Source organism: Bacteroides sp. NGMCC 1.200775 (genome assembly GCF_040798045.1).
Lineage (GTDB): Bacteria > Bacteroidota > Bacteroidia > Bacteroidales > Bacteroidaceae > Bacteroides > Bacteroides hominis.
On record NZ_JASCQK010000001.1, the window covers coordinates 44,280 to 70,065 of the forward strand.

General features: G+C 45.3%; 11 protein-coding genes. 6 read left to right on the top strand and 5 right to left on the bottom strand.

What is annotated here, in order from left to right:
- The first annotated feature begins 7 nt into the window (after window positions 1-7).
- The 3 genes from QK890_RS00210 (at window position 8) to QK890_RS00220 (ending at window position 19,170) form a co-directional block, all read left to right on the top strand.
- The gene (locus QK890_RS00210) at window positions 8-16,648 is read left to right on the top strand and encodes an LPD38 domain-containing protein (protein WP_117740069.1); all 16,641 of its coding nucleotides are present in this window, start codon (window positions 8-10) and stop codon (window positions 16,646-16,648) included.
- A 65-nt stretch (window positions 16,649-16,713) separates the two neighbouring features.
- Entirely contained in the window at window positions 16,714-18,684 is a 1,971-nt protein-coding gene (locus QK890_RS00215) for a hypothetical protein (RefSeq protein ID WP_367627100.1), read from the top strand.
- 21 nt (window positions 18,685-18,705) lie between these two features.
- Window positions 18,706-19,170, top strand: coding sequence for a hypothetical protein (locus QK890_RS00220; RefSeq protein WP_117572456.1), 465 nt, complete (start codon window positions 18,706-18,708; stop codon window positions 19,168-19,170).
- A gap of 62 nt (window positions 19,171-19,232) precedes the next feature.
- On the opposite strand, the gene QK890_RS00225 is transcribed toward QK890_RS00220, so the two are convergent.
- From QK890_RS00225 to QK890_RS00245, 5 genes are read right to left on the bottom strand one after another with little or no spacing between them, the layout of a single operon-like run.
- Window positions 19,233-19,457 carry a hypothetical protein gene (locus tag QK890_RS00225; protein WP_117572458.1) on the bottom strand — a complete coding sequence of 75 codons (225 nt, stop codon included), beginning with the start codon at window positions 19,455-19,457 and terminating at the stop codon, window positions 19,233-19,235.
- The gene (locus QK890_RS00230) at window positions 19,435-19,788 is read right to left on the bottom strand and encodes a hypothetical protein (protein ID WP_117572460.1); all 354 of its coding nucleotides are present in this window, start codon (window positions 19,786-19,788) and stop codon (window positions 19,435-19,437) included. The genes QK890_RS00225 and QK890_RS00230 overlap by 23 nt, the downstream gene beginning before the upstream one ends.
- A 24-nt stretch (window positions 19,789-19,812) precedes the next feature.
- Complete coding sequence (locus tag QK890_RS00235; protein WP_117572462.1) at window positions 19,813-21,909, bottom strand: terminase; 2,097 nt, start codon at window positions 21,907-21,909, stop codon at window positions 19,813-19,815.
- Window positions 21,899-22,417 carry a rhomboid family intramembrane serine protease gene (locus QK890_RS00240; protein ID WP_117694694.1) on the bottom strand — a complete coding sequence of 173 codons (519 nt, stop codon included), beginning with the start codon at window positions 22,415-22,417 and terminating at the stop codon, window positions 21,899-21,901. Before QK890_RS00240 ends, QK890_RS00235 begins: the two co-directional genes overlap by 11 nt.
- On the bottom strand, window positions 22,378-22,812 hold the full coding sequence (locus tag QK890_RS00245) for a hypothetical protein (protein WP_117572600.1): 435 nt from the start codon (window positions 22,810-22,812) through the stop codon (window positions 22,378-22,380). Before QK890_RS00245 ends, QK890_RS00240 begins: the two co-directional genes overlap by 40 nt.
- A gap of 120 nt (window positions 22,813-22,932) precedes the next feature.
- On the opposite strand from QK890_RS00245, the gene QK890_RS00250 reads away from it, so the two are divergent.
- From QK890_RS00250 to QK890_RS00260, 3 genes are all read left to right on the top strand, one after another.
- Entirely contained in the window at window positions 22,933-23,724 is a 792-nt protein-coding gene (locus QK890_RS00250) for a hypothetical protein (RefSeq protein ID WP_117694696.1), read from the top strand.
- Between the two features lie 41 nt (window positions 23,725-23,765).
- The gene (locus QK890_RS00255; protein WP_005938229.1) at window positions 23,766-25,208 is read left to right on the top strand and encodes a hypothetical protein; all 1,443 of its coding nucleotides are present in this window, start codon (window positions 23,766-23,768) and stop codon (window positions 25,206-25,208) included.
- Window positions 25,209-25,282: 74 nt separating this feature from the next.
- Window positions 25,283-25,786: a hypothetical protein gene (locus QK890_RS00260; protein WP_117572467.1), complete on the top strand. Its 504-nt coding sequence runs from the start codon at window positions 25,283-25,285 to the stop codon at window positions 25,784-25,786.

Consider the following 25,786-nt stretch of genomic DNA (forward strand, 5'->3'; position numbering starts at 1 on the left):
AAATACTATGCCTGAAGAAAAGGATAAGATAAAAAAACTGTATGATACGTTTGTTTCTGATGGTTACGACATGGAGAGCGAAGAAGATTTTCGCAAGAACCTGTTAGATTCAACCAAACGTAAAGCGGCTTACGACGCTCTTGTAAAAGATGGTTATGATATGGAGCCGTTTGAAGAATTTGAAAGCAATATAGGGTTTGGAAAGGAACGAACCTCATCGCAACAATCGGGAAACAGTGCTTCCGGAACGGTTGAAGAACCCATTTCACCTGCTAATGAACAGACATGGCGACCTACAGAAAAGGAGAAAGTAGCGATGTTGACCGAAACCGACCGTATTATGAACGATGTGAAATCCCATACACAAACATTCAACGAACGCATAGACAATATGCAGGAATATGGGATAAATCCCGGCTTGCAGACCAAAGAGGGAAAGATGATATTCAATCCTGAAAGTGGGAAGTTGGAGAAAACGTTCCTCACTCCTGCCGGAAATCGTTATTACAGCAAGTCATTGGCTGACATGGAAAGCTTTCAGTACCGCCAAGCTGCCGATATGTCCATAGGCGGACAGTTGCGCAAGGCAAACCTCCGGTTGCAGGAGTTGAAAGCCAAGCAAGAGGAAAGAGCATCAGAAGTACACAAGGAATGGGCAGAAGAGACAGAAAACAACAAAGCCCCTCTCGCTGCCATACTGGGAGCTGCCACTTATACGCCCCGCCAACAATCTGACAAGGAAAACCGTGCGTTATCCGTAGCCATTCGTGAAACAGAGGAACTGATTAAGAACCTTGAAGAACAGAAAGACCGTGAAAACGGTGTAGATGTAGGCTTTTGGCGTGGTTTCGGTCGCACTATGGGTGATGTGCGCACGTGGGATTTCGGTATGGGTGATATGCGTGACGCATTTACGATGATGAATGCCGATGAACTGAAAAAAGAAAATGCCACAGAGGGTGAACGTGAAGCGCATGATGCAATGATGGGCGCAATCCATGAGAAGCAACAAGCAGAGGAAAGATACAGCGGAAATGCAGATTTTTGGAACAGAGCAGGTGTAATGACAGGCTATATGCCGTCCTTCATGCTGGATTTCGTATTGACAGGTGGAGGATTTAACGGATTGTCCTCTTTCTCCAAAGGAAGTACCAGACTTGCAACAAAGGTTATAAGCAAAGAAACGGCTGAAAAAATGGCTCAGCAGGGTTTCAAGTCCTATATCAAAGAAAATGGAGCCAAAGGTTTGGGACGGTATGCAACCGACTGGACCATCAAAGCACTCGGTACAACTGCAGATGATTTGCTTGTACGCGCTCCACTTATGGCCAATACAGTACAGGCAGGGAAAACTACTGCTGACATTATTGACCGTAAACTGGGTGATGTGGTTGTTGATGAGAACGGCAACTATGATTTTTCCAACGACAAGACTTGGGGGGATGCCATTTGGCAAAGTGAAGCCAATGCCATCATTGAGAATTATTCGGAAATGTTCGGTGCACATCTTGATCCGGTCTTTACTCTTGGGAATATGAGCAAACTCGCCAATGTTGTAGGTGCAAAACGTATCGGTGCAGTGCTTTCAAAGGCTGACGCAAGTGCGTTGAACGGTATCATGGGACAAACTCATCAGATGTTCAACAAAATGGGTATGAGTGATTATGTCGGTGAGGTTTCGGAAGAATACTATGGACAACTGTGGCGCACCATGCTCAATCTTGATGATGCCTATCAACAGAATCCGGACGGTACACGTACCAATTTGTTTGCCAGTGGCCAATTTCATGGTGACATTTGGGGAGGCATGGCACTCTCTATGGGATTGATGGGCGCAGGAAAACATACTTTGTCTGCTGCAAATTATACTTCCATGAAGCATGGTGTAAATAAAGCGGACGCAAAAGTGAATGAATTACTCGGCAAAGAGGTATGGGAGCCATTAAAGGCGACGCTTGACCTTACTACCAATGAGAATATCGGTGAAGTTGCGGAACTTATTGCCGGTGATAAAGATTTTACCATCAATGAGAAAGCTGCCGTTCTGGATTATATGGAACGCTCGTTGAATTTGCGAGGATTTAACCTTGCTTCTATGGCTCAATCACGTGGCGGCAACCGAAACGAAAGTGTACAACAAGCAAATGACAGTTATCTCGACGGGTATAATATCATTTCTTCGCAGGAGATGAACGATGCAAAGAACATGTATGAGTATCAGCGTGCAAGGGTTGCAGACCTCGTGGATGAGAGCATGTTTGCAATGATTGAAGAAAATCCGATTGCCACATTAGAGTTTGTGAATGGCAACGAACAATGGAATGATGAAGATAAGGTTTCCGTAATCGATTATATTAATGCCAAGCAGGTGTATAACGGCATGATACAACGTGTACGTGATGATATAGACGGTCGTATCGAGCAGAGCAACTCAATGATAGATGCACGTGTGAACCGTAATACCGGCATGATACAGGGGGCAACGATGAAGCAGGATGAGCGGAAGGTGTATGTAATCAGTGGCAAGCTTGTACCTTATGACGATGGTAGCGGTGTGAGCGTAACTGATTCGGACAACAGCATCATCATTCGCGATTCGGAAACCGGCGCACTTGAACAAGTATCACCTGATGCAGTATTGTCTCTTGATGAATCGCAAGACCCTAACGAGCAAAAAGAATTGGCAGAACAAGCCATTGTGGAGCAGTTCGCACGTGAAGCGGCTGATAAGATAGACGGTAAGGTTACATTCAATCCGGGTGATGCCTATACTATTACCGGACAGGATGGTTCACAGATGCAAGTACAGATTATAGCCAACGAGGACGGTATTGTGGATAATGGGGACGGCACAGTTAACGTTTCGGACGGCGTGAACATCTTCCCGTTGGCAAAAGAAACCATACAGCAACAGGCTGATGCGGCAAATTTGGCACGTGTGGCGCAGTTCGAGCAGCAGAGAACCATTGAGAATGCCGAACGGAAACAGGAGATGCAAGAGGCTGAAAGACCACAATACGCCCTCAATGACATTGTTTCGCTTACCGATGAGAACGGCGTTACCGTCCGTGGCAATATCACAGCAGATGCTGATGCGGATGGCAAGTATGAGGTATTTACCGAAGCCCCTATCAACGGCAAGCGTGTGAACCTGTTTACCCGTGATGAACTTGACAATATGTTGTTGGAGCATAACGGAGTAGCGTTTGAACGCCCTGTCGAGAATGAGAGCAACAATGGTGCGGAAAATATTCCCGAAAATGATAACAATGCCCCTCAAAATATTCCTGCCATGCAGAGAATACCAAAGGATGAGCAGGGAAATCCACTATATGAGCAGGCCGACAGCGACACAGCTTGGGATGCCATTGTGGAGCAGACTGAGGGTGATGAGGATATGGCACAGACCGTAGCCGATGGAATGGTTGCCGACAAGGAAGAAGCCTTGAAGAAGTTGGAGAAAGCCAAATCGAAAGGTGGCAACTCCATTGCCGAAAAGATTGCTTCCGAGAAAGAACGCAAAGCGGCGATTGATGCAGCCAAACAGGAATTGCTCGTTTGGCAGAAGATAGCCGGTACCGCCAAACGCAGAAAAATGGAAGCGGATGATGAACGCAGACGTATTGCCGATGAAGCAGCCGCATTGCGAAAGGCAGAAGAAGAAAAGTTACGTGCCGAACGTGAGGAAGCGGAACGCATCGAGCGTGAAGCCCTGAACGGAGTGCCGGACATGGTGGACGACAAGCCGCAGGATGCACGGGCAAGAGGTTACAGACGCATGAACGGTCATAAGATAGACAGACAAGAGCCTGTACAGGCATTGCAGGGAAAGGAGGTATCCGTAAAATTCAGTGATGATGCCATTGTAGGTGGTCGTGTAGCCGTGATTGATGTAAACTTGTTGCAACCGAGCCATATTCAAGGCGTGCGCAACCCTCTGCACTTTATTGACGAAGCGCAGCCAAAAGAACGGAATGACGAGGCAAGTGTATTGTCTGCACGAAAGATTGCCGGAAACATACGCCCCGAAGAAATCACATCTTCTGTTACCGCCTATACAGGCGCACCTACCGTGAACGCACGGGGCGAAGCCATACAGGGCAATAACCGAAGTGACGCACTTCGTATCATGTGGGAGAACCATCCGGAACAGGCGGCTCTTTACAAGCAGTATCTGAAAGACCATGCGGAAGAATTTGGATTACAAGCAGAAGACATTGAGGCTATGGAGCATCCTGTCCTTGTGAACATGGTTGATGTGGACGATGCAGAGGCTATCCGTCTTGGCCAGTATGTGGCACAGGACACAGAAAGTGGAGGTGTTGAACGCATCAAACCTAAAAACGCCTTGCAGCGCATGGGAGCCGAAATGCGTTCGTTTGCCAACTTGCTGCTTAGGACTTCGGATGATGAAATGTCATTTGCCGGACTTGTGGATTCCAATGGTGCTAATGTTTTGAAATGGATGAGCCAAAGAGGTTTCATTACTCCCACACAATACAAGAGTGCGTTTGACAGCAAGGGTAACTTGACTCCCGAATCCAAGAATGATTTGCGTGGTATCATGTATCAAAGCATATTCAAGGACGGTAGTACACGGTTGGAGGAAATGTTCAACGTATTACCGGTAAAAGCACAAAAAGCTATTCTTGCCACTGCTTTTCGTGATTATGATAGTCCGAACAGTGAACGAATGGTAGATGAGATACAGAATTCCGTTCGTGCTTACTATGCTTTGTCCCAAGATAAAATGTTTGCAGAGGCAAAGAACTTCAAGGAAGCACGTACTGCCGTAGAAAGTTGGAAACGCCAGTATCAAATGGATGATGTCACTGGGGAAAGTTATCTCCCTGCTGATAAATTCAGTAACTTTGTCCTGCATTTGGCCGCAATGTATAAAGGTGAAAGCCAAAGCTTCATTCAAAATACATTCGGCAAGATTTATGACCTTATACAAGGTACACAGGAAGAAACTCTGTTCGAACAACCGGACAATACCCCTCGGACGCTCGTACAGGCTATTAAAGAAACATTTAATTTAGATTACAATGGACAACAACGAAGCAATGTATTGGTTGGCGATACTGCAACAAGCCAACGAGGGCAGCAAGGAAGCAATGGAACTCTTGCGCCAAGAGAACGAGTTGAGAACAGAAATGGGACAACTGATGATACAGGAAGAACTGAAAGCATTGGTGGACAAAGCGAAATAGAATCTTCTTTATCACAAGAAGAAATGCTGTTTTCTGATGATACTGACAATCAACTTAGTGCAAAAATAGCAAGACGTATTGAAGTTCAAGAAGATGATTGGATTGAAAGCGGAAAGTATGGCGATACTTATAAACAGACAATTATTGTTGATGGTACTCATAAAGTTATAAAAGTTGATGCACCTGATACGAAAGGTAATTATATAGGTAGCGCTTATGAGTATGACGGTCAAACATTCGGAGATTTATTGGATGTTCTTAATTATATTGATGCATCTTTGTCTTTAGCCAATGCTGTTGCAGTGGCAGAGAAAGAAACCGATACTACTCCTACGGAGAAACAGAAAGAAGCAGGCAATTATAAGAAAGGTCATGTGCAGGTTGGTACATTCAATATCACCATTGAGAACCCGAAAGGATCCGTTCGTAGTGGAATAGACACAGAGGGCAACAAGTGGGAAACGATCATGCAGAACACCTACGGCTACATTCGTGGCACGGAGGGCGTGGATGGAGACCACATAGACGTGTTCCTCTCTGACGATATTGACGGGTGGAACGGACGCAGGGTGTTCGTGGTGGACCAGTATAATGAGGACGGCAGCTTTGATGAGCATAAGGTAATGCTTGGTTTCAATGAGACTGACGATGCCGAGGCTGCTTACTTCGCGAATTATGACAGCGACTGGGCAAATAATCACAAGACAGTGGTAACTGCCGTAAACTTGGAGGATTTCGAGAAGTGGATAGATAGTAGCCACCGTAAGACTAAAGCGTTTGCTGAATACAAATCAGTCAAAAGTGTTGAGGAACAGAGTTCAAGTACACAAGTCGACAGACTTTCTGAAATCAAATCACGCATTGAAGAACTGCACAAGGAACAAGAAGCCGCACATGGTCAGAGTGATATATTTGAGGAAGCCCGCATTATTTCCGAAATAAACGACCTCTTTACTGAACAGCGGAAATTGGAACAAAACAATTCCAATGAAGAAACGACAACACCGACTGATGCTGCATACACCATTACTCAGGCACAATATACCACCAAAAGGGGTAAGGTGTTGGATATGCACCTTGTGAAGTTCAATAATAAATTAAGAGATACTGTTCGGAAGCACACCACAATGTTTGCCAAACAACTGAAAGGCTGGTGGGACAAGGAAAAGCAAGGCTTCATGATGCGGAGCAAGGAAGATGCTGAACGCTTGGCAGAATATGCAACCGATGCACAATCACAACCACCTTTGTCTTTGTCTGATTTGTCAGAAGTAAATGACGGCAATGTGCAGTTTTCAGAACCTCAACAACAGAAAGCCACGAAGCAGGAGGAAAAGCAGGAATATACTCCTATATGGCAATACTCTGTTTTTGTTGATAAAGAAACAGGGGAAACTACATTAAGTCGTGATGATGTGAGCGGTCCCATACCTATTGGTGATGCACGTTTTCGTCAGACAACCAACAGCCCAGAGGAAATGTTAGACATTCTTCGCAATCCTCAGAACGGTATGCAAGAAGTTTTGGATGCAGTTGGCATTTCGCTCGAAAATAAAATTAAGACCCGAGAACTTGATCGCAAGGCAAAGGATGAAATTCGTGACAAAAGGACAGATTTCGTTGTTGACAAGGAAATGGATAACAGATATTCTGTTCGTACTTTGATGAAGATGATTGATGCGGAAAAACAGGCTGTGATGGATTTAGGAGAGAAGCGTGGTGGAGACGTTTATCATGAAGGAAATATTATTTTCCTGACTAAAGATAGTGCAGATAAGTTTGCTAATGAAGTCCGAACTCTTATCAACGATATGCGGAGTGAGCAACAACAAGACAATTCGCAGAAAAAGACTGAAGCGAGTGGTAACCGTCTTGTTACTGATGAGCGTTATGCAGAACTTCGTGAGCGTATGCGTAAGAAGTTGCTCGGTCAAATGAATATAGGTATAGACCCTGAGATTCTTGCCATTGGAACAGAGATGGCTGTTTACCATTTGGAGAAAGGTTCACGTAAGTTTGCCGAGTATGCAACGGCCATGATTGCAGACTTGGGCGATGCCATACGCCCTTACCTTAAAGCATTTTACAATGGTGCGAGAGATTTGCCGGAGGTGGCAGAGAACGGACTGGATGCAGACATGACTCCATACGATGAGGTACAACAATTCGATGTGGCGAATTTCGATAAGAAAAGTATTGATGCGCTTGCTACCGCCGAAACCGTAACAAGAGAGACCGAGGTGGAGCAAGAGGCAGAGATTGCACAGGAACGCATCAAAAAAAGTCGCCCTGCACGTAAGAAGAATGAGAAAAAAGCAGTAAATTCACAGCAGTCAAATGAACTGGGCTTGTTTGACGATCTGATTGATAACAATAAAAACAACGAACATGGATTACAGAGAACTGATGCAGAACGCTCCGAAGGATTGTCAGCCAACGGTAATCGACACGGACAAGGATTATCAAGAGGCACTGAAACAGGTAGCGAAAGCGAACAACAAGCAGGTAGAGGAACTGACAACGAAGGAGAAAGAACAAGCGATGCAGTCAATAGGATTGTGCGACCTCGACTTTCAGATGCCATAACTGAGAAGAAGAATACCCATAACAACCATTCGGAACGTGGTAAAGACCACGCTCCGACGTCAGTAGATGCCCGTATCGAAGCCAATATCAAGGCTATCGAACTGGCAAAACAGTTGCTTGAAAGCGGCGAACGGGCTACAGAAAAACAGATGCAGACTCTTCGCAAGTTCAGTGGCTGGGGTGGCTTGGGCAAGGCTTTCAACGAAGGTACATCGTATGCTCCTAATCCCATTGCAAAGAAGCTCCGTGAGTTGCTTGGTGAAAAGGCATATCAAGAGGCCGTAATGAGTGCAAATAGTGCCTATTACACTCCGGCATACGTTGTGGATACGCTTTGGGACATTGCCGAACAAATGGGCTTCAATGGTGGAAACATTCTTGAAGGTTCTGCCGGTATCGGCAATATCTTGGGACAGATGCCTACAAACATCAGTGAGCGTAGTGACATCCATGCCATAGAGATTGACGGAACTTCGGGAGGCATCCTCTCGCTCCTCTATCCTGATGCCAAAGTGGAAATACAGGGCTTTGAACAGACCCGCATACCTAACGGCAGTGTGGATTTGGCTATTACCAATGTTCCTTTCGTTACAGGACTCCGTGTGAACGACACCACAGGCGACAAAGACCTGTCGAAGAAATTCCACAACATACACGATTTCTGTATTGCAAAGAATGTGCGCAAACTGCGTGAGGGCGGTTTGGGTATCTTTATCACATCCAACGGTACGCTTGATAACAGCAAGAAACTCCGTGATTGGATTGTGAGCGAGGGAGGAGCAGATTTCGTGGGTGCTTTCCGTATGCACAACAAGACTTTCGGTGGCACAGGGGTAACCTCCGACATCGTTGTTATTCGCAAGCGTGTGAACGAACAGAAGTCTGCCCATGCCATTGATGTAAGCGATGTGAGCGGAGAGCGCATGGCTGAATATGACACCGGGGAAACACGTAAGGTAAAAGGCAAGGAAACACCGGTCATCAAGCAGCTTTCGATGGACTACAACCGCTATTTCATTGAACACCCCGAAAACATGGCGGGTGAAATGCACTTTGCATTTGAGAAAGGCGACACATTCCGCCCGACAAGCAAGGGCTTATACCCTAAACAGGATAAGAAGCAGGAAGAAATGTTGGCTGAATTTGTCCGCTCGTTCCGTGCGGAGGAATTTGGCGAGCGTAACACAGAAGTTATCACTGATGCAATGCCCGGCAAGAAGATTGGCGAAGTGTTTGTCAAAGACGGAAAGCTGTACATCAACTCGACAGCAAGCGCACAACTCCTCGAAGTAAATGCTAATAAGGTAAAGGGGCATACGAAAGTGGAATGTTTCGAGGCGTACACCGCTATCAAGGAAGCCCTTGCAGAAGTCCTTTCCTATCAGACCGAGAATGAAAGCGATGAGGGGCTGAAACCCTTGCTTGACAAACTCAACAAGGCATACGATGATTTTGTCAGCACATACGGACACTTCAACAAGAACACCGCCATTGCGTTTCTCCGCAATGATGTAGACTATGCCAATGTATTTGCCCTTGAAAAGTTTGAAGAAACGGCAGATGAAAAAGGAAATCGGATACAGAAATTTGACAAGACCGATGTATTCAGAAAACGTGTCGTTGAAAAAGAGAAAGAACCCACCCCTGCCAATGTCAAGGACGGTATCATTGCAAGTATCTTCAAATTCGGCCGTGTGGATATACCTTACATCGCTGAACAACTTGGTACAGGTATCGGGGAGGTGAAGAAAGAAATCATCGAGAACGGCTACGGTTTCGAAAATCCTGTAAGCCGACAGATAGAAGCATCGTATCAGTACTTGAGCGGAAATATCCGTGAAAAACTGCGTCAGGCAGAGGAAAACAACGAGAATGGAGAATTTGACCGCAACATCAAGGCGTTGCAGGAAGTTATGCCAATGGAAATACCTGCACACTTGATTGACTTTACCCTCGGCAGTTCTTGGATTGCCCCGAAACTATATGAAGATTTCGTAAAGGAACGAACGGAAGTAGATGTCCGTTTTACAGCAGTAGGCGGTACTTGGTTTATGAAAGAGCCATATTTTACCAACTACGAAAAGAACCGTGCCATGGGCGTAACCAGTGAAATGCTCGGTCGAACCATCATGGGACACACCCTTATAGAAGCCGCTATTCAGAACAGAAGCATTACAGTTTCCACCACCAAGAAACACTATGACGGCACGACAGAAACAATTACCGATAAAGAAGCGACACAGGCTTGTGCCGCCAAGATTGATGAAATCCGTCAAGATTTCAAGGACTGGGCAAGGCAGAAGATGCAAAGCGACCCGGAAATGTCGGAACGTATGGAACGTATCTATAACGATATGTTCAACAACTTTGTGCCTATGAGCATACCGGACGAGTTTGTGCCGGAGTATTTTGGAGGTGCTTCACACAAATTCAAGATGCGTCCTCATCAAGGCAGAGCCATCGTGAGAGGCACACAGCAACCGTTGTTACTTGCCCATGAGGTAGGAACAGGAAAAACCTTTACCCTTATTTCCACAGCGATGGAAATGCGCCGTTTAGGTACTGCCCGCAAACCGATGATTGTAGTGCAGAATGCCACCGTCGGTCAATTTGTTGCAAGTGCAAAGGAACTGTACCCGAATGCCAAGATACTGACACTCGAAGAGGCAGACCGAAGTGCGGAGGGCAGAAAGAACTTCTATGCCAAGATACGCTACAATGACTGGGATATGATTGTCGTTCCGCAATCGACCTTTGAATTTATTCCCGACAGCGAGGAAAGAGAAATGACTTTCGTGCAGGACAAGATTGAGGAGAAGATGCTCATTCTTGAACAGATGAAAGAGGAAGACCCGGACGGAAAGAACATGATTACCCGGCAAGCCGAACGTGAAATCGAATTGTTGGAGGAACAGCTTGCCGGACTTGCAGACAATGCTTCAAAGAAACGCACCGCCAACGATGAGAAAAAACGTGCCGTAGCCTTGCAGAATGCAGAAGTCAAGGCAATGGAAATGCTTGACCGCCGTACTGACGATGTGGAGAACTTTGACGACATGGGCATTGATGCCCTGCTTGTGGATGAAGCCCACGAATACAAGCACCTTGGATTTGCCACTGCCATGCAGCGTGGAGTGAAAGGTGTGGACCCGTCATACAGCAAAAAATCACAAGGCGTATTCTTGAAAACACAGGCTGTTTTAGAAAAGAACAACGGACGAAACGTAATCTTTGCCACAGGTACGCCTATCAGCAATACCGCTGCAGAGATTTGGACGTTCATGCGCTATCTCATGCCTGCCGATACAATGAAAGAATACGGTATCTATTACTTTGATGACTTTGTACGCAACTTCGGTAACATTCAGCAAATGTTGGAATTCACCACAAGCGGAAAGTTCAAGGAGAACAATCGCTTTGCCGGATACGTGAACCTGCCCGAACTGGTGCGTATATGGTCTGGAGTGTCCGATACTGTCCTTACCAAAGAAGCCGGTGGCGTAAAGGACAAAATACCTGAAATGGAGGGAGGAAAGGCACAAGACCTCTATCTGCCACAGACACGTGCATTGCGTAGTATCATGAAGTTCGTAAAGAGCGAACTTGAACATTATGAGCAGATGAGCGGCAAAGAGAAGAAAGAGAACAGCCATATTCCGCTCACGATGTACGGTATTGCCAAAGCTGCTGCCGTGGATGCCCGATTGGTGCAGTCAGATGCAGAGGACGACCAAAACAGCAAGACCAATGAAGCCGTGCGCCAGACTTTGCGCTCACTGAAAGAAACAGCCGACTACAAAGGTACGGTTGCCATTTTTGCCGACAATTATCAAAATAAGCAGAGCGGCTTCAATCTTTATGATGACATCAGAAATAAACTGATCGCAGAGGGAGTTCCTGCTGATGAGATTGTAGTAATGAGGTCGGGAATGACTGTCAAGAAGAAACTTGAAATCTTTGAAAAGGTAAACCGTGGTGAGGTTCGCGTGATTCTCGGTTCAACCTTTACGCTCGGTACAGGCGTGAACATTCAGGAACGACTGCACACGCTGATACATTTGGATGCGCCCAACCGTCCTATGGACTATACCCAGCGCAACGGACGCATTTTGCGACAGGGAAATTTGCATAAGGACATGAACAAGCCTGTACGCATCTTGCGTTTCGGAGTTGAGGACAGTTTGGATGTTACCGCCTACCAACGCTTGAAAACAAAGGGAGCGATTGCCGACAGTATCATGAACGGCAAGCAGATGATGAACAACAGCATGACCAACCGTGTGCTTGAAGAGGAAGAAGATGTGTTTGGCGATACCGTTGCGCAGCTCTCTGGCAGTGAATATGCCATGCTGAAAAACAATGCGGAAAAGAATGTGCGCAAGTATGCAAGCCGCAAAAAGCAATGGGAAACAGACCAAACCTATATCCATAATGCCAAGCCAAGACTGAAAGCCTTTATCAAGGATGCGGAAAAGCGCATTGAGGACAACGGCAGGTACTTGGAGGCAGTACGCTCGTCATTCCCCGATGGACAATTCAAGGAGATTGTAATCGGCAAACATCGCTTTACTTCTGTTGATACAATGGATGATTTTTTCAAGGAATACAACAAGAGTGTCCTTGCCGAAATGAAGCAGATGAAAGACGGTGAGATTTCAGGAGAACAAAAACGGGAACTGATTATACAGATAGGCGATTTTTCATTTGTGGTCACAACAAAACTGGCAAGGAAAACCATGAGTGACGGTGCAACACTTTTCAATGATGTTGAGCGTAGAATGACCTACTCTTGTCTTGAACTCGGCATTGAAGATGTGCCGGTACGCCAAAACCTGCTTCGCAATGCCGTTGAGGATATTACAGACAATGTGATTACAGGAAAGGATTTTGCCGAGATATTGAGTGCCGGAGAGCGAAGCAAAAAACATAATGAAGCCGAATTGAAAGAACTCCTGTCAAGAGAGGGCAAGCCATTCGAGTATGAAGAAGAATTGGCACAGGCGAAAGCACAGTTAGAGGAATATGCCGAACTGATGAAAAAAGAGTTGGAGGAAAAGGAAGCCAAGTATGCTGAAATGGATGCCACTGTAGAAACGGCAAATAATATTTCTACCTCAGAAGAAGATGATGAATTAAAACGCGAAGGTGATGGTGCATATACCGATGATGAAGTCAGTTATGAGAATGATCCGATAGCAAAACAGCTCAGCCAGTCAAGGAGAACGGCAAAGCAGCGGAGGGAATTTGCACGGCGTGAACGCCAAAGAATGGCAGAACGTGTGGAAAGCCTTGCAGAGAAACTGCATCTTGACAATGTGGAGGTTGTTACTGATGCTTCCGTCTTGGATGGAAAGAAGCAGCGTGCAAAAGGCTTCTACTCGAAGAGTACAGGGAAGATAACCATTGTCATTCCCAACCATACAAGTACGTTTGATGTTGAGCAGACACTGCTGCATGAGGCTGTGGCGCACTATGGTTTGCGCCAGTTGTTCGGAGAACATTTTGATACATTCCTTGATAATGTATTCAACAATGCCGATGAGAACATACGCAGACGCATTGTAGATATGGCTGCAAAAAACGGTTGGGATTTCCATAAGGCTACTGAAGAATATCTGGCTTCGCTTGCAGAAGATACCGAATTTGAGAACATCAACGCAAGTTGGTGGCAACAGATAAAGGATTTCTTCCTGAATATGCTTCATAAGATAGGCTTTGAGGATTTCAGAGGGGTTACTTTATCGGATAACGAACTTCGCTACATCTTGTGGCGCAGTTACGAGAACCTTGCGGAACCGGGCAGATACAGAAACATATTGGGAGAAGCCGCTGATGTGGCAAAGCAGTATGAACTGAAAGTCGGAAATTATGCGGTTTCCGACCCACATCATCTGACTGTTGCAGAAAGTGATGATGCACTATACCGTACCGGTGACCCGGAAATACATGAAAGGGAGTTGGCTCGTGACCGTTATGAAAGGCGTGTAAAAAGCGGTATGTTCCAATCACGGGAAGCATTACAGGACAGTATGCTCGGCTTGAAAGAAGCCATGACTGCAATCCTTGGCAAGGAAACAAACATTGAGGATGTGGACGGATTTGAAAACGCATACTTGGGAGAAAACCGTCTGTCAAGTGTGAACAAAGCCGAAGCCGATGCATTTGCCCACACCCTGTTCAAGCCCATGCTTGATGAGGTTGCCAAACTTGCCAGGACTGAGGCAGAGCGTGAGGAATTGACTGATTACATGATGGCGAAACACGGACTTGAACGCAATACATATATGCGTAATGAAGCAATCAATAACGGAGCAACCGATGCAGACCAAACCGACTATGCCGGACTTACAGCCCTTACAGGTATGGATAATATTACTGATGCCGAAACGGAAGCACAGATAATGGTTAACGATTACGAACAGGCACACGACACTACCGACCTTTGGAAAAAAGTCAATGCCGCGAGCAAAGCAATACTTTCAAAGTCATACGAATGTGGTATGATGAGCAAAGCGACCTTTGACAAGATTTCAGATATGTATGATTTTTACATTCCACTACGTGGTTTTGACGAAAAGACCAGTTCTGAAGCATACGCATATCTGACGCACAAGCAAAGTGCATTCAATGCTCCTATCAAGAAAGCGGAAGGACGCAGGTCGAAAGCGGATGACCCGTTTGCCAACCTGCAATCAATGGCAGAAGGTGCTATCATGCAGGGCAACCGGAACAAATTGGTAAAACAGCGTTTCCTTAATTTCGCCCTCAACCATTCGAGCGACCTTGTCAGTGTGAGCGACATTTGGGTAGAATACGATACGGTGGCCGACGAATGGAAGCCAGTGTTTCCTGACAACATAGACAGTACAGATACTCCCGAAGTGGTAGAACGGAAGATGCTGGACTTTGAAACTAAAATGGAGTCATTGGCGCAACAATATCCTGACCGGTACAAGCACGGCAAGGATACCGTGAATATTCCTTACCGTATTGTGGAAAGCCGGGATATGAGGCAGCACCAAATTGTAGTGAAACGTGGCGGCAGGGACTATGTGATTACCATTAACGGCAATCCTCGCGCAGCACAGGCACTGAACGGACAGACAAATCCCGACAATGATATGTCGGGGGCAATCGGAGCTATTCTCCGTGCAGGAGAAAATATCAACCGACAGTTGAGTGCGTTCTATACCACACGTAACCCAGACTTCATTGTATCGAACTTCATGCGAGATATGCTATACACCAATACCATGACTTGGATAAGGGAAAGCCCGAACTACGCACTGCGTTTTCATCGTAATTATATGTATGCCAACCCTGTAAGAATAAAGCAACTCTTGGCTAAGCACCGCAAAGGGACACTTGACATGAGTAACAAGACGGAAGCGATGTTTCATCAGTTCATGATGAACGGAGGAGAAACAGGCTATGCCAATATCCGGGACATTGAACAACATAAGAACGACATACGCAGGGAACTGAAAAAATCGAACGGCAAGATTCCTGTAAAAAAAGCATGGGACTTGTTGGGCGAACGTTTCGATGAGTACAACCGAGCCGTTGAGAACTGCGCCCGTTTTGCCGCTTTCATGACATCACGCGAAATGGGCAGGAGCATTGACAGAGCCATCTATGATGCAAAGGAGATAAGCGTAAACTTCAACAAGAAAGGCAGCGGAGCAAAATTCTATGACAGTACAGGGCAGACAAAGGCTGGTAATGCCAGTGCATTGGTATCGGGACTTGGTCGTAGCGGCTATGTGTTTTGGAATGCAGCCATTCAAGGTACGGCAAACTTTGGACGACAGATGAAACGCCATCCTGCCAAAGCTTTTACAGGTATTGCGGCGATGTTCCTTCTTGGTGCCATTGTTGCCTACTTGGGTGGCGATGATGATGACGATGATGACAAGAACGCATACTATAATCTTCCCGAATATGTAAGGCGCAGCAATATTCTTTTCAGGGCAGGAAACAGTTGGGTATCAATTCCTCTTCCGGTAGAATACAGGGCTGTTTACGGCATGGGCGAACTGATGATTTCCGTTCTTAACGGAAAGGAACATCTTACAGGCGAAGAAATTGCCGAAGCCATAACAGGACAGGCTACACAGATATTACCTATTGATTTCTTGGAGGGCGGCGGAGGATTGAATGCCTTTGTACCGAGTGCCTACAAACCCTTGTGGGAAGCCTACGTTGCAGAAAAGAGTTGGACGGGTATGCCACTTTATAAAGACACACCTTACAACAAAGATATGCCCGAATGGACAAAGGCGTATAAGAGCGCAAATAAATACATTGTCGGATTGGCCAATGCCATGAATGAAGCTACGGGTGGAGACCCATATACAAAAGGAACGATTGACTTTAATCCGGCAAAGATTGAATATATGCTGAACGGTTATTTCGGTGGCGTGTTCGGAACAATCGACAAATTGAGCAAGACCGCAGAAACCATTACAGACAACCGAGAGTACGACCCTCGCAGCTTCTTGTTGGTAAACAGACTGGTCAAAGCCGGGGACGAACGCACCGAGTACAGGGCTGTGAACAATGAGTATTTCCGATTGAAAGAGGAGCATGACCGATTGAAATCCCGATTAAAGCACTATGAGGAAGATACCGACAACGACATATTTGACTATGCGGAAAAGATTGATTTCCTTTACAATTCACCCGAATACGAGCGGTATGAAATTTTTGAGGATTATCGTAGGGATATTGACGACCTCTATAATGAACTGAATGACACAGTTGATGATGAGGAACGTAAGAATATTGAGGCTGAATTGAATGAACTCAAAAAGGAAATGATAGAAGAAATGAACAAAACCCGTAAATAGTTAAACATAGGATGATTGCCCGGAGCAGTATATTTGTTCCGCGCAATCATTAAAATGATAAAAATATGCATATAAATAAAAGCGAAAGAAAATTGCTGCCAATGAGCCGTATAGCTCCGGGAAGAAATGATGCCGCCGAGATAGATACTGTTGTTTCTGTAAAACGTTATGGTGACCGCAGGGCATTTGACATTCTTATGGAAGCACAATACTATTGGAGCCAGATGGACGACTTTCGGAAAGACCGGAAGCGAAACAAACGCTATACCTATGGTTTCCAATGGGACGATATGATTTGTGTGGACGGAAAATCCATGAGCGAGGAAGAATACATTAAAAGTCAAGGCAACGTGCCTTTGAAAAACAACCTTATCCGTAGGCTTGTGCGAAGCGTGCTTGGCGTGTATCGAAGCCAAAGTAAAGAACCGACCTGTACCGCACGTGATCGGGATGAACAGAAACTTGGTGAAACGATGAGTACGATACTTCAATGCAACATGCAGCTTAACCGAATGAACGATGTATATGCCCGAACTATGGAAGAGTTCCTGATAAGCGGTTTTATCGTTCACCGTAAATCGTACGGTTGGCGTAATGGAAAAGAGGATTGTTGGACGGACTATGTGCAACCCAATAATTTCTTTATCGACAACAACATGAGAGATTTCAGAGGTTGGGATGTTTCCGTGCTTGGAGAAGTTCACGACATTTCTTTCGGACAGTTGTGTGAACAGTTCGCATCAAGTCCGCAGGAATACAGACAATTGCGTGACATTTACAAGTGGGCGGCAAGGAAAGATTACATAGCCACATACGCGGAGCGTTTCGGGTATAGCCGCTTGGAAAACTACGATTTTCTATTCACAAGCGAACCAGGACGATGCCGTGTGATAGAGATATGGCGCAAGGAGCAAAAACCGAGATACCGTTGCCATGACTACCAAAACGGCGATATTTTCAAAATAGACGAAGAAGATTACGCACAAGTGGTGCTTACTGAAAATGAAGAACGTATGCGTATGGCCAAGGAAGCCGGTATGCCGGAAGATGAGGTTCCGTTGATAAAAGCTACTTGGTTTGTGGACGATTATTGGTATTTCTATTACCTTTCTCCTTTTGGCGACATATTGAGGGAGGGGGAAACGCCTTACGAGCATGGAAGCCATCCATATGTTTTCAAGGCATATCCGTTCATTGATGGTGAAATCCATTCATTCGTTGCTGATGTAATCGACCAACAGCGATATACCAACCGATTGATAACCCTCTATGACTGGATAATGCGGGCGAGTGCCAAAGGCGTGCTGATGATGCCCGAAGATTGCTTGCCTGATGGTGTGAGCATTGACGATATTGCAGAGAGCTGGACAGAATTTAACGGTGTCATCGTATACAAGCCGAGCAAAAGCGGAAAAGTGCCGGAACAGGTGGCCAATAATTCCACAAATATAGGCATTGCGGAACTGCTTAATATGCAACTCAAATTTTTTGAAGATATATCGGGAGTTACGGGCGCATTACAAGGAAAGCCCGGGTATTCCGGTGAAAGTGCATCGCACTATAACCAACAGACAGAAAACGCCACGAAGTCATTGCTCGACCTGCTTGAATGCTTCAGTTGTTTTGTAGTGGACGGAGCATATAAGGATGTGAAGAATATGCAGCAGTTTTATGATAGCAAACGTGTTTTCAATATTGCAGGTAAGAGTGGTGCACAAATCGAATATGACCCGAAGAAAATACGTGATGTAGAATTTGATTTAAGCATTACCGAAAGCACTTCAACACCGGCATACAGGCATCTTGCTAACGATATGCTTATGCAGTTGTACCAGTCTCAGGCAATCAGTGTAGAGCAGCTGCTTGAGCATGGAGATTTCCCGTTTGCAGATGAATTGTTGCAAAGTATCAAATCACAGAAGGAACAGTTGGAGCAGGGCAAAGTGCCCGACGGTCTTTCTCCCGAACTGATGGCGCAAGCGCAGCAAGGAGCGAATATGCAGGCCGTGAACAAACTGAACAATGCAATGAGGTAATAATTTTAATTTAACGACATCATGGAACAGAAAACTATTTGTATAGACTTTGACGGTGTCATACATGACTACAGCAAAGGTTGGCAGGGTGAAGATGTATTCGGGCAGATAATACCGAACGCAGATACAGGTACAGCCACCCTAAAGAAAAACGGGTGGACTATCATCATATTTACGACACGCAAGAAAACTGAAAAATTAGAAAAGTGGTTGGAAGAAAACAATATTTCATACGACCATATAAACGAGAACCCGAATCAACCTGAACATGCAAGCGGAAAAATCATAGCCGATGTGTACCTTGATGACCGGGGTATCTGTTTCAGAGGACGGTGGGATTCATGGCTTATGAGAGATATTATAGAGTTTGAGCCTTGGCAGGAACAACAAAAGAGAGAAATAGAGCAACTTGCGACATATGGCCAAACCGAAGATGATATTTGGTCAAGAGGCAACGAGAAAAGAATCAAACAAGCCCATGTTTAGCGGATAAAGTATGAGGGTGTATCAACTGAAGATATTTGGCACACCCTCATGTCTAATTATTATTATTCTTTGGACAGTTGGAATTTCTCTATCCAGACATCTTCCTCTCCATTGTCGAAATCAACAACACAGGCTTCATTCGGAATATCCAATTCCTTGACCGTACCAATGACACCATTATCGTTGCATATTACCCGGTCCCCAACTTTGAACTTATTGATATTGTCAAGTGCGAGCGGGTCGTTGGTCAGTGTGGCTATACCGTCAATGTTTCCGTACTTTCCCATTCTCTTTGGTATTTGAAAATGAATCAAGCCATGAGAAATACTGTTTTCGTTTCAATGCAATAACAGCAGAAGGAAGCATAGCTGAACCGTTTCCATAAGTCGTGCAGTAGAAGCATTCGCGTTCAAGGTCGCCCACAAACGTATTATGATTGATGTAGCCTTTCTGTTTCAACTTACGGAAATTCTTTCTATCCATAATGATAAGTTGACCTTTTTTCCCACCGGCAGGCATAACGTAGTAACGTTCTCCAGTTTCTTTGTGTTTTTCGTCTGCCTGTCTGACTGCTTCACGTAAACGAAGCGAAGCTCTGATTTTTCTGAAAATGTTCATTGTTCCTTGTTTTTATAGTTAAACTTATATTGTAGCTGCTGAAACAGCTTTTTTCTTTTTGATAACAAATCGTCCGATACGAAGCACAATCTTTGGAATTTCCATTTCAAAGAAACATATATGCAAGCCTATGGCTCTTGTCATTAGCAAGTCATCATGTTTACCGGTAATCGCTCCGAAAGCTCCGTTCGGTTTTTTCTCGTAACACAAATATTCGTCCAGGCAACGTTCGTCACGTTCTGTGTATAAATTCTCACGAATAACCTTGACTAAGGTTGATATAATCATTGGTTTGGTTGAGACATTGGTATGGAAGCCGTATTTGGTAGGCAATCCCTCGCGTACGGCTTCTTCGGACTGACCACGTGCATAGAGATTAGGGTAAATCTCTTTGATTTGATTAAGGATGAACTGTGACTGGTCGCCATCTACCTGCCGCTCCTTGTCATGCGTTTCCAAGGTGTTGCTTTCTATCACCAAGAGTGAATTGTCATAAAAAGCCGCTATTTGTGCCGCTTTCCACGCAAGCTGGTCGATGTCGCAATGTCCGTACCATTGTGCCACTACGACAGGCTTGCCACCATCAATCATAAACAGACGGTCAAGCACAAGAACAACAGAGAAGTCTGCTTTATTGGAACGTCCACCCACATCGACAATCGTGAGGTAACGATTTGTAACAACTTCCTTTTCATCTGTTTCCGGCAACTCCCAAATATGCAACAATCCCTGTTTGTCTTTCACAAAACGCAAGTTCTGCAAAGCGTTCTTGCCCTCATCCGCATCGGCACAGACTTCACCGACATATTTAGGTTTCTTGCAGGTCTTACGCATTGCATCGACCTTGTATTTGTCGAACACACGTGCTCCCGAATGTACGAAGGCTTCCACATCATCAGACGGAAATTCGGCAGCCATCTGCCCATGGTCATTGTACTTCCTGCGTTCGGCTATGTACCAATGGATAGCTTCGAGCGTAGCACCTTTTTCCCACAGCGACCAAAGATACTTACCGCATTCCTCACGTTCGGAATCTGTATTTTCATTGTCCCGATTCTGATAAAGCCATTCTGCAAAATCCCATTTTTCTTTGTCCGAATCAAAAGCGAGTGTATATTGCTCGATGTCGAACCATGAAACGAACATTGCCTCGAACTGGGATTTCCCTTCTTTTGCGGCAGTATATTCGCGATGAAAGAAGTTCCCGGTGCCATTTGCTGTGCTTTCATAAACAATCATGGTGTAGGGCTTGAGGAGAATACCCGAACAGGCGGAGCGCACAATGTCTTCCGGTTTCTTTCCCTCCGTAGCCTTCCATATTCCCACTTCGGAGAGATGTACAAGATTGTAATCACCGCCACGACACGAATCCGGGCGTTCAGCCGTACCAATCTTGATTTTGCAGTTACGCTGCGGAATACGCGATATACTTCCCGATTTTCCCACTCCTACAATCTTCGGCTCGTTCTCATTGTAGGCTTCATCAATTTTATAGAGCATTTCGACAGGATAACTTTTAATCATCCGGTCGAACATATCCTTGATTTCATCGGAGCCTGCGCCCTGATGTGCAATGATAAGTGAGTTTAAGCCGGTTTTGTGAAGCAACTGCAACCATGCCATATAAAGCTGTGAAGTGGTGGAACCACCCCATTGCCGTGCTTTAAGCAGGATGATGCGTATCGGTTTCCCTGCAATACGCAATTTCTCAAGCCGATCCACAAAACGCCGTTGAGGTCTTGTCAGACGAAACAGGACATCCTCACCGCCGCCTTTGGCCTTGATATAGACAAATGTTGCCGCCCAAAACGGAAAATCCTCGCGGCTGCGTATTCGTACAAACTGCTCTATGACCTTCAAGCGATCATCCTGATTGTCTTCCACGCCCATGTAGTCCGTGAGAAATTTGGAAATAGAACCGGCTTCGATGAGTTGGCGTACAAGCGGCACTTTCATGATACGTTCCGGTAACCACTGGGTATGTATAGGAAAGTCACTGATGGTACACTTTACACGTTTACCGACAGAACCTTCTCCGGTAATTGGATTGAACTTTGCATATACAATCGCATTGCGGCGTTCATTCTCTGTCAATATGTCCTTGATGGCCTTATCTTTCATGGTGCATGATTTTAACAGGCTTGTTTAGCAGAGCCATGATGAGTCCCAATACATAACACCAAAGATGCAATACGGCATTTATGCCCGGAAACAGGAAGCCTGCCACAAGGTAAAACAGCATCCATAACTGATAATACCGTTTACGTAATACCTCAAACGATATTGAACCAAACAGGGCGAAAACCAATCCGGACAATCCTACCGTTGGCGAATCCATTGTCGTGAAATATCCAAGGGTATCAACTGGAACTGTAACAGCAATCATATAGGCTGACAGCAATCTTCCTATCCCAATATCGTAAATGAAAATAATCGATAATAAACACCATGAATTGAGCAAGGCATGAAACATATTCGTATGGAAAAACGGATACAGCAAGCGTTCTGGCATATTACTTCCAGCGTAAATGCCGACAGTTTGCCAATCCCATTCTCTTGAAAATGACAAACACACAATCATGGCAGAAATCAGGAGAGCCGTAATCTTCTCAACTTTTCTTGCATCCATCGTTTTTTAGCCTTGCATATCATCATCTTGGCACTACCCGGCGTGAGGTAGAATTTCGGTGCGGGTTGAGCAATCACTTTAGCACACAGCTCAGAAATGGTAAGTTCCGGGTATTCTGATTTGAGAGCGACAACCCTTGTATGAATTTCCTCATACATTTCTTTCTTCAACGGCCGCATACCGCTTAAATCGTTCTCACCCCTCATCATGACGGAAACGACCAATGCTGCACGAATATCGCTGACCCAAAACCTCCGGGACGGCATGTTTACAATTACTTTATACACTTCAGGCATACGGATATAATCACACGATGAAATGTATTCATCGTATGCTCTCATCAAGTCGTTCATACGCTCCATAGAGTATTCCATAACTGCTCCTTTATGCTTCATTTTTCTTCCCGTTATAGTACCAAAGTTACCAATAGGAGCGTAAAAAGATAAACATGACATTCTGCTTTCCCTGCCTATTTTTGTCTTGTAGAATCTGACTATAAATTAAATTTTTGAATTATGCCTAATAATACGGAAGTTAAGAGCAATCGCGAGCGATACACAGAGCGATTGAAAGCAAAGTATCCGGACAGAGAATTTGCCGATGATGAAGCGTTATTCGGTCAAATCAATGACGATTACGATGGTTACGACAAGGAATTGTCCGGTTACAAGGAACGTGAAAAAGCGCTGTCCGACCTGTTTGCAAGCAACCCGCAAAGTGCCGCTTTCCTTACTGACTGGAGAAAAGGCGAAGACCCTATCATCGGTATGGTGCGCAAATTCGGGGATGATTTCAAGGCCGCACTTGAAGACCCCGAAAAGCAGGAGGCACTTGCAACCGCCAACAAGGAATTTGCGGAACGAATCGCCCAAGAGAAAGAGTACGAGGGAGAGTATCAGAAGAACCTCGACGAAACCCTGACCACCCTTGAAACCATGCAACAGGAAGAAGGATTGCCGGATGAGGACATCGACAGCGCAATGGATTTCCTTGTAGGCATTGTACGTGACGGAATCATGGGTAAGTTTACACGTGAAAGTATAGAAATGGCCATAAAAGCAATCAGGCACGACAGCGATGTGGAAGCTGCCGGACACGAGGGTGAAGTAAAGGGGCGCAACAGCAAGATTGAAGAAAAACTACGCAAAGCAGGCAAAAATGACGGTACAGCCGACCTTGCCGGTAAAAACGGTGGTGGCAGTGGCGGTTCACGACAGATGCCTGACCTCGGTGCAATCGGGCGTTATGATGGTACACAGAACATTTGGGAGCGTGGCGGTGAAAAACGCAAGGCGATAAACAGATAAATATAAACCAATTACATTTTTAACTTTTAAAATTTCGAGCAATGAAGAAAACAATGAGTTTCTTTTGTCGCATTACGCTGATGATATTGGCGTTTGTGACGGGTGCATCAAGCGGTGTCATGATGGCAGAAGCATCGAACCTGCCTGATGCGGGTAAAACAACAGCCGGTGCGGACGGTACGGGTGGAACAGACGGTATTTCCACTGAAACAGGAGGGCGTGAAACCGGTGACCCAAATTTCTATTTGAGTGATGTGGACAAACGCATCGTGAAAATCCGTCCGATGGCTACTCCAATTGACCAAATCAGCCGTTATGCAAAATCAAGCTCCACCAATTCATTTGAAGTGAAGTATTACAGCGTGGGTACACGTGAAATCAAATGCAGTACCAACAAAAAGCTGGAAGCTATGCTCAGCGGTGCGAGCGTGTCGTTGCCGGTAGATGATTTGAATATGTTCACGTTGGATGATACCATTAGGGTAGTCGGTGTCAGTGCCATCACCAAACCGGACGGAACGAAATATACGGAAGATGACAGCAACGTTCCGGACCTCGTGCTTTGTGTGTGCGGAAAGGACAGCTCAACAAATCTTCCTACAGTGTATGCCGTAAATGGCAAAATGGATGATTCAAGCAAACAGCCGATTCTTGTTCCGGAAATTCCACAAGGAACAACGCTTGTACGCATGGGAAAAGCATGTGGGGAATTGGATGTTCAGACAGGACGATTCAATAATATCCCTATGCCTGAAACCCAGTATTGTCAGAACTTCATGATTCAGGTAGAGCAATCAACTTTTGACAAGATTGCCGCCAAAGAAGTGAACTGGAATTTCTCAGACATTGAAGAAGACGGTGTATATGATATGCGCCTCGCAATGGAAAATACTTATCTGTTCGGTGTGAAGCAGGTTATCAAGCACATTGCAAAGGACGGCATGAACACTTGGTTTACAGGTGGTATCTGGTGGATGGCCGGAAAGGACATCGAGGTGGGCGAATGGGATACTGACAAGAAATGCGCCATAATTACCGATGAAAACCTTGTGGATATTACCAAAGACCTTTTTGTTGGTACCGGCATCGGTAACAAGCGTAAGATTTTATTTTGTGGAAGTGATATGCTCTCTGCATTCTCCAAGATAAAGAGCGAAAAATTCCGCTTGAAAGATACCGTGGAGGTATGGAACTTGAAATTCAAATCTTGGGATACTGATTTCGGAGAAGTATTGACCATACATCATGAACTGTTCGATGTAAACGGAATGAGTGATTGCGGCTTTGCAATGGATCCGGAATATCTTTCCAAAAAAACACATGTGTCTTGGGCACGTAACGTACTCGACTTGCAAAAGGCCGGTATCCGCCGTACCGATGCGGTAGTTATCCAAGAGGTGAGCTGCCTGTATCTGCGCTATGCAAAGGCACATGCACGTATGAGACTGGCTAAAGCACCCGCCCAAGATTTAAATGCGGCATAATAAAGAGTTCATAAAGAATTATTAATTACCGGGGATGGGATAAGGTGTCCCGTCCCCTTTTTACTTTTAAGAATATGATTACGAAAACCTACAAGGCGAATACCAATATCAGTATTAATGTGGTACTTCCGAGCAAGAAGAACCTGCATATCGCATTCGTTCCATTGTCAAACGGAAGCAGTGTATTCACTACCGACAACGAGGACATACAGAAGTCTGTTGAGAACCATTACAAGTTTGGCAAACTGTTCAAACTTCATTCTGTGCACGGGCAATCCGAGACAGTAGAAACAGCCGGAAAAGCGTCTAAAAACGGTTCATCTGAAAAACTTCATTCCGAAAGTACGCACAATGGTGAAGACACGCCTGCCAACGAAACCGGCAGACAGGACGAAATGCCGCAAGAAGACGCAGGGGATAACAATACGACATCTCGCAAAGTCAAAGTAAGCGACATTGCAAGTGCAAAAGATTACCTTGCAGACACTTTCGGTATCAGCCGCACTTCCATGCGCTCGACCAAGGCAATCATGGAGCAGGCAGCAGCAAACGGAATTGAGTTTGAAGGTCTGGAATAA